Here is a 5,871-nt window from a genome sequence, read left to right as displayed (position 1 = left end):
GATAAAAACTCATTTAAATCACTTTGCTATTAAGTACAAATTGATTCTTAGAGCGAACCAGATTGCTTGGCAGGAGCTTAAAAATATGGCAGCTTAAAATTGACCGTGCGTAACATGAGTACTTCAGCAATACGCTTGACAGGGGCCCATTGTTCAATTTCTTCATTAGAGAAACCTAAACCTTCCAATATGGGAGTTTTCACAGGGCCAGGCGAAATTGAATTAACGCGAATTTTTTGGTCTAGCAATTCTGCAGCAAAAGATTTAGCCAAAGAACTAACGGCAGCTTTTGAGGCACAATAAGCGAAGAATTTTTTTGTACCGTGTTTTGCTGCTACTGAGGAAAGCAAAATAATCGACCCACCTCTGTTTAATGAGTTTAAAGCTTTTTGCACGGTATAAATAACCCCATCAATATTAGTTTTAAGGATGTTTTGCCACACTGCGTCTGGAGCATCAGCCAAAGAGGTGGGATGCGAAATACCAGCATTTGCGACAATGATGTCTATGTTTTGTTTAAAATGCTGATGAACAGCGTGATATAAGTGCTCCATGTCCTTGGCATGACTTACATCAGCTTGGACACCAAAACTTGCCTCGCCTAGCTTTTTTTGTATGGCGTCAACTGTAGTTTTGTCCCTGCCAGTAAACGCTACTTTAGCGCCTTCACGGATAAAGCATTCAGCAATAGCAAGCCCTATTCCCTTTGTTCCACCCGTAATAATGGCTAATTTTCCTTGCAATTTCATTCTCGTTCCTTGAGTTTTAATGATAGGGGTTATGTCTGAATAGGATCTACTAATTCATAAAGTAGTTGTATTATTTAAACTTGTCCACTACCTGGGGCGAGATTACTCAATGGCTTAAGCTCCCCTTCTTCTAGTTGCGGTGCCGCTACAGCAGGGAAAAAGGGTAGTGAACGGGGATAAGGAGACCCCCCATTTCTTGGTGTGCTGCCATGTGAGTCAGGAGATTTTGCAGAAGCCACAGAACTAGCAGAATGAGTTTGATCACAGAACTGAAATTCACAGCGCGCTATATTGGGATCTTGTTTTATTTCTTGGCCTATACGGTTGAGGATAGTTTTATAAAAACGATTTTGGTCCCAAATTACTTTAGTCACTTTATATTTGATTGCATTCCAAAAATTTATTAAATCATCAGTTTCTTCGGCTCTTGGATTGGTAAAAATTTGGCTTATCCAAAGGGTAATAGGCGATTTATTAGGGAGAGATGCAAATGCGGCAATTAATCGTTGCATATCAGTGGGGGAAAGTAGCAGCGAAGACAGACTAATATTGGGCTCTCTATTGGTGATACTGGTTATTACTTTCTCAAGCGAAGGTCTTGGAGGAATAGCTACAGTTAAACTCACAAGAGCGGCTCTTGCTGAAGAGGAGGCGGTTTTTACAGCATACATGAACAACTCGCAAAAGCGTCACAATTTACAACAGCAAGAGCAAAACAGCAACACAAATAGATTTATTTAAATCACATAGAGCCAATTAAAATCATATTGTAATATTTTTTTAAGCTTTTTGTGATAGAATTAAATGAACAAGTGTGAGGAAGATAATGCCTAAACCTAAACGAGCTCAATATCCAACGGCAGATAAGATTTTAGATTCATTAACTGATCTTATTAATAAAGTTGAAGAAATCAACTTCAATGAAAGTGACTCTTTTGTGCATGACACTGCTAATAAAATGATAGCTGAATTAAAAAATAAACAAGAAGTCCTCAGAGAATATGTCTTAACTAAACCACAATATGATCCCTATCATAGCTATCAGGTTCTCTCAGAGATTTTAGCTATAGTAAAAGAACACAAAACCAATCTTGAAGCAGCCCCGGGTTTTTGGAATAAAGTCGCCTACCACCTTAATCAATTTTTTGGTGCCGAGGTTTTTACTGTTAATAAAACAGATTTTAGTAAAGGAAATGATGAAAAGGCAGCCTCATTTAATAGTTATAAAGAAGAACTTAAAGATATGAAGGATAATGCTACTTTCGATTCGGTATCAAAAACTTTTAGTTTTTAAAAATAGTTCGAGTCCTAGTTGCGACACCTAACATCATGAACCAGCCAACTATTTGACTCTGGGAATAAAGTGAGGCAATTCAGATTCGCTGGTATAATCGATAAAGCCTGAATTGCGCTGAATTAAGCTAATCCGTAGCGATTGGTGTCATTGTGCATAGCTCCATGATTTTTATAATAATAGTCAACCGCCTCTAGCAATTGTTGCGTATCACTCTTCTCGCACCAAAAATTATCTACTAAATGCGGATATCGGTGGTGTAATTTCCCCGGATCAGGCATTGTTCTCTTTTCTAAAATCACCTGCTCTAATAGTTCTAATACTGCAATTTTTTGTTGAGTTTTTTCCTGATGTGTATTTTTATTAAGTATCGATAATTTATAGGCTATGTAGTCTAAGAGATATTGTTTTGCATCCTCACCATTCATTTTTCTTATCACAGCACTATGATCACAGGTAGAAAATAAACGTGTATGTTTTAATCCCCCTTGCGGCTGCGGCTTTTTATCCAGCGGGGTAGTAATTATTAACTCCTTTAACTGCTCGGATTTTCCAAATCCCAGTTCATTTTTAATATCTTTTTTAGCTTCACTGGAAAGAAAACGCCACAAACAACTGCCGACATTAATACTCACAACGGTTAAGGCAAAAGCACTAATTAAAAAAGTATTGGCAGGAAAAAGGTTAAACAACACTATAGCTGTTACACAAGATGCCAACTGCACAGTCAAAATTATATTATAGATGGCGGCTTGTATGTAGTGTTGACGCTGATCAGAACCTGGCTGCGATTCATAGGCGCGTATTGCATTAAGGCAGGCTAAGGTTAATTGATTGAGAGTTCCTAGGCTAAATCCTGCAACGAAAAACCAAGGCGCTACAGCAAAAACAGTACCTTGAATCCGAGCAATAAAACCACCAAAAGCAGCAATATTATTAAACACAGCCCCGCCTAAAGAACTTAAGGTAGTCATCCAACCGTCAATGTTTTTATGGGCGGTATAGAAAAAGGACCATGCTTGCAATAGTGCAAGTGTACTTAAAGTAAGCCCCAATAATGGTCTTACAAGCAGCGCCAATATAGGTGTTAGAGTTGTAAGCCACCGGGAATTAGATAAGGCCGTATAAACAGTACCTTGAAAAAAATCCTTAAAATACAATAATCGGTGTCGCGCTGTTTTGATTGACATAGTAATTCCTTGCAAATGAATTATTTTTTTGCGCATTGGATGATAATTGAAATAATTGCACTAGCATAGCTAGTAATGAAACTATTTTGAAAAAATGTTATTTATAAATACTGTTTAGAGGAAGGAGTTAAAAATGGCTCGTGTTAATTATCTGGATGAAAAAACAACCCGAATAGCAGAAGAGTTAGTCAACCCTATAAAAAAACGCCGTCCTAATGGACGTTTATTAAACCTAGACAAGGTGTTAATCCATAGTGAAGCACTCACAAAAGGTTGGCAAGCCATGTTCAGTCAATTACGGCAGAATTTAAGTACACCTAGCGCCTTAAACGAATTAGTTATTTTACGAGTTGCCTTAATTAATAAAGCACTTTATGAGTTTCAACAGCATGAGCCAGAGGCAAGTAAAGCTGGTATTTCTGCAAGTAAAATCAATGCACTAGCTATGTGGGATACTTCAAATTTATTTAGCCCAACCGAGCGTGCGGTATTAGCCTACACGGATGCGATGACTCGATTTATTCAGGTACCTGATTCTATCTACAATGAAGTCAAAGTTTATTTTAATGAGCAACAAATTGTTGAGTTAACAGCTTTAATCGCAGGTTACAATATGGTTTCCCGATTTTTAGAAGCTTTAGAAATAACAACAGAGGGTGAATAAATCATTTAAAATCTTGCCTAGGCAATCCACAACATGCTTCAATAGACATTTTATCAGAAGCCTTAAATCAAATGCTGCATTTTCAACAGATTAGTGTACAAACCTTTCTTAATGAATATTGGCAAAAAAAGCCCCTTGTTATCCGCAACGCTCTTCCAAATTTTATTAGTCCGTTATCACCTGATGAACTAGCTGGTCTTGCCCTTGAAGAAGAGGTTGAAAGTCGGATAGTTAAAGAGATGCCTAATGAGGCGAAACCCTGGCATTTAACGCGCGGGCCTTTTTCCGAAAAAGACTTCCAAGCCTTACCTGAAACCCATTGGACTTTATTAGTACAAGGAGTGGATAGACTTATTCCTGAAGTTTATGAGCTTCTCGAGCACTTTGATTTCATTCCTCAATGGCGGATTGATGATGTAATGATAAGCTATGCGAGCAAGTATGGTAGTGTGGGCCCACACTATGACAATTACGATGTATTTCTCTTTCAAGCTCTGGGTAGTCGCAAATGGTCCTTAACCTCCCAAGGCTGCACGCCAGAAAATTATATACCCAATTTGGAATTGCGGATTATGAAGGAGTTTAAAACAGAGGAGCAATTTGTTTTAGAGGAAGGTGATATGCTTTATTTACCTGCTCATATTGGTCATTATGGCATTGCATTCTCTGATGACTGTATGACCTACTCCTTTGGCTATCGCAGCTATAGCGGACAAGAGTTGTTAGATAGTTTAAGTGACTATGTTGCAGAAAAAGCTGTCTTTAAAACCTTGTATCGAGATCCTGATTGGTCTAGGTTAAAAAACACCTCCCAAATACAAGCCCCAGCGTGGCAACAAGCACAGAAATTATTGGAAGAAGTTATTCATGATGAAGAACTTATGAGCTCGTGGTTTGCATGTTTTGCCACCCGACTTGACCAACAAGCTGAACAGCAGCTTCCAGAACCTGTAGACGAAGATGAAGTCAGCTTAGAGCTATTTTTAGAAGAGCTAGCAGAAAGTGGTGTTTTGATCAGGAATGCCTGTTGCCGCTGGGCCTATATTAACGCACAAAATCTGTACATTAATGGTTATGCTTGGGACACTAAAGAGGTCGCTGAGGGACTAGTTTATCTCCTAGCAAATAAACGTTGTGTTTCCTTGAAATCGCTAGAACCTTTTCTTAATGAGAGAGCAAATCAATTATTCCTTTTTGAGCTTTGGAAATTGCAATGGATAGAAATTTAAAATTTAGATAAAAATTGGTCTATAATAATCTTATAGTCTCATTACTAGAGTTCCAAATGCCTAAGCCGAAAGTGGTGCCGCAAATAATTTATTATATTTCTACCGACGTAGCTGGGCCGAGAAGTGAAGAAGGCCAATCAGCAACAGCATTAAGAAAAAATTTGCAGGAGCGTTTGGATATGGAGGCTCCTCAAATTGGAATGAGGGATTTTGCACATGAGACCTTAAGAGCTGACATCATACCTCAAGAGATTATCTTATTAGCTCACAGTAATACTCCTCCGACAACTATTGGCGATAGAACGCCAGAACAATTAGCAACTGATCTCGCTAAAGATTTCGCGGGAAAAGATAAATCTCAACTTAAATCCATTACCCTTGCCTCTTGTGAAGGGGGCTTAGGCGCAAATCCATTAGCAAAGCAATTAGTAGAAGCTTTGCATAAGAGAGGATTTACCGCGGTGGAAGTACATGCTGCAACCCACCCGCAACAAAGCCAAATTGGCGGTGTAGTTTCTATCACCACCAGAGCAGGTATTAAGAGTATTGATGGTGTTAGTCAGGGCCAAGCAACTGCAATCATGTATGGTAACCAAATGACCGCTGATTATGAACGCTTTAAAGAATTGATATAGGCGCGGATTTTTAGACGAAAAAAAGGTATTTTTAAGAGCTATTCTTCTAATATAAGAGGGGAATAGAATGACCAAAAAGCGAAATTATTACACTGCATCAAAAAAATCAA

Annotated in this window: 7 protein-coding genes; 4 read left to right on the top strand and 3 right to left on the bottom strand. The window is 38.4% G+C overall.

Translation table 11 applies throughout. The annotated features are described in order from the left end of the window. Positions 1 to 77 precede the first annotated feature (77 nt). Together ELY15_RS12940 and ELY15_RS12935 are read right to left on the bottom strand one after the other, a co-directional pair. A complete protein-coding gene (locus ELY15_RS12940) occupies positions 78 to 749 on the bottom strand; it encodes an SDR family NAD(P)-dependent oxidoreductase (RefSeq protein WP_127100704.1) in 672 nt (223 codons plus the stop codon). A 74-nt stretch (positions 750 to 823) separates the two neighbouring features. Next, positions 824 to 1,420: a hypothetical protein gene (locus ELY15_RS12935; RefSeq protein ID WP_127100702.1), complete on the bottom strand. Its 597-nt coding sequence runs from the start codon at positions 1,418 to 1,420 to the stop codon at positions 824 to 826. 155 nt (positions 1,421 to 1,575) lie between these two features. On the opposite strand from ELY15_RS12935, the gene ELY15_RS12930 reads away from it, so the two are divergent. Beyond that, positions 1,576 to 2,043, top strand: coding sequence for a hypothetical protein (locus tag ELY15_RS12930; RefSeq protein ID WP_127100700.1), 468 nt, complete (start codon positions 1,576 to 1,578; stop codon positions 2,041 to 2,043). 122 nt (positions 2,044 to 2,165) lie between these two features. On the opposite strand, the gene ELY15_RS12925 is transcribed toward ELY15_RS12930, so the two are convergent. Further along, positions 2,166 to 3,233 (bottom strand): hypothetical protein, encoded by a 1,068-nt coding sequence (locus tag ELY15_RS12925; protein ID WP_127100698.1) that lies wholly within the window; start codon positions 3,231 to 3,233, stop codon positions 2,166 to 2,168. 133 nt (positions 3,234 to 3,366) lie between these two features. Between ELY15_RS12925 and ELY15_RS12920 the strand changes: the two genes are divergently transcribed. The 3 genes from ELY15_RS12920 to ELY15_RS12910 all read left to right on the top strand — a co-directional run bounded on the left by ELY15_RS12920 (position 3,367) and on the right by ELY15_RS12910 (position 5,761). Continuing rightward, the gene (locus tag ELY15_RS12920; protein WP_127100696.1) at positions 3,367 to 3,897 is read left to right on the top strand and encodes a carboxymuconolactone decarboxylase family protein; all 531 of its coding nucleotides are present in this window, start codon (positions 3,367 to 3,369) and stop codon (positions 3,895 to 3,897) included. A gap of 71 nt (positions 3,898 to 3,968) precedes the next feature. Beyond that, complete coding sequence (locus ELY15_RS12915; RefSeq protein ID WP_127100694.1) at positions 3,969 to 5,126, top strand: cupin domain-containing protein; 1,158 nt, start codon at positions 3,969 to 3,971, stop codon at positions 5,124 to 5,126. A gap of 56 nt (positions 5,127 to 5,182) precedes the next feature. Further along, positions 5,183 to 5,761, top strand: coding sequence for a hypothetical protein (locus ELY15_RS12910; protein WP_127100692.1), 579 nt, complete (start codon positions 5,183 to 5,185; stop codon positions 5,759 to 5,761). The last annotated feature ends 110 nt before the right edge of the window (positions 5,762 to 5,871 follow it).

The organism is Legionella sp. km772 (assembly GCF_003989735.1).
GTDB lineage: Bacteria > Pseudomonadota > Gammaproteobacteria > Legionellales > Legionellaceae > Legionella.
This window is presented reverse-complemented; position numbering and strand designations above follow the sequence as displayed.

What these genes read in the sequence shown, in the direction of transcription:
- ELY15_RS12925 (WP_127100698.1), bottom strand. Translation starts at nt 3,233, where the DNA reads ATGTCAATCAAAACAGCGCGACACCGATTATTGTATTTTAAGGATTTT.
- ELY15_RS12935 (WP_127100702.1), bottom strand. Translation starts at nt 1,420, where the DNA reads ATGTATGCTGTAAAAACCGCCTCCTCTTCAGCAAGAGCCGCTCTTGTG.
- ELY15_RS12930 (WP_127100700.1), top strand. Translation starts at nt 1,576, where the DNA reads ATGCCTAAACCTAAACGAGCTCAATATCCAACGGCAGATAAGATTTTA.
- ELY15_RS12910 (WP_127100692.1), top strand. Translation starts at nt 5,183, where the DNA reads ATGCCTAAGCCGAAAGTGGTGCCGCAAATAATTTATTATATTTCTACC.
- ELY15_RS12915 (WP_127100694.1), top strand. Translation starts at nt 3,969, where the DNA reads ATGCTGCATTTTCAACAGATTAGTGTACAAACCTTTCTTAATGAATAT.
- ELY15_RS12940 (WP_127100704.1), bottom strand. Translation starts at nt 749, where the DNA reads ATGAAATTGCAAGGAAAATTAGCCATTATTACGGGTGGAACAAAGGGA.
- ELY15_RS12920 (WP_127100696.1), top strand. Translation starts at nt 3,367, where the DNA reads ATGGCTCGTGTTAATTATCTGGATGAAAAAACAACCCGAATAGCAGAA.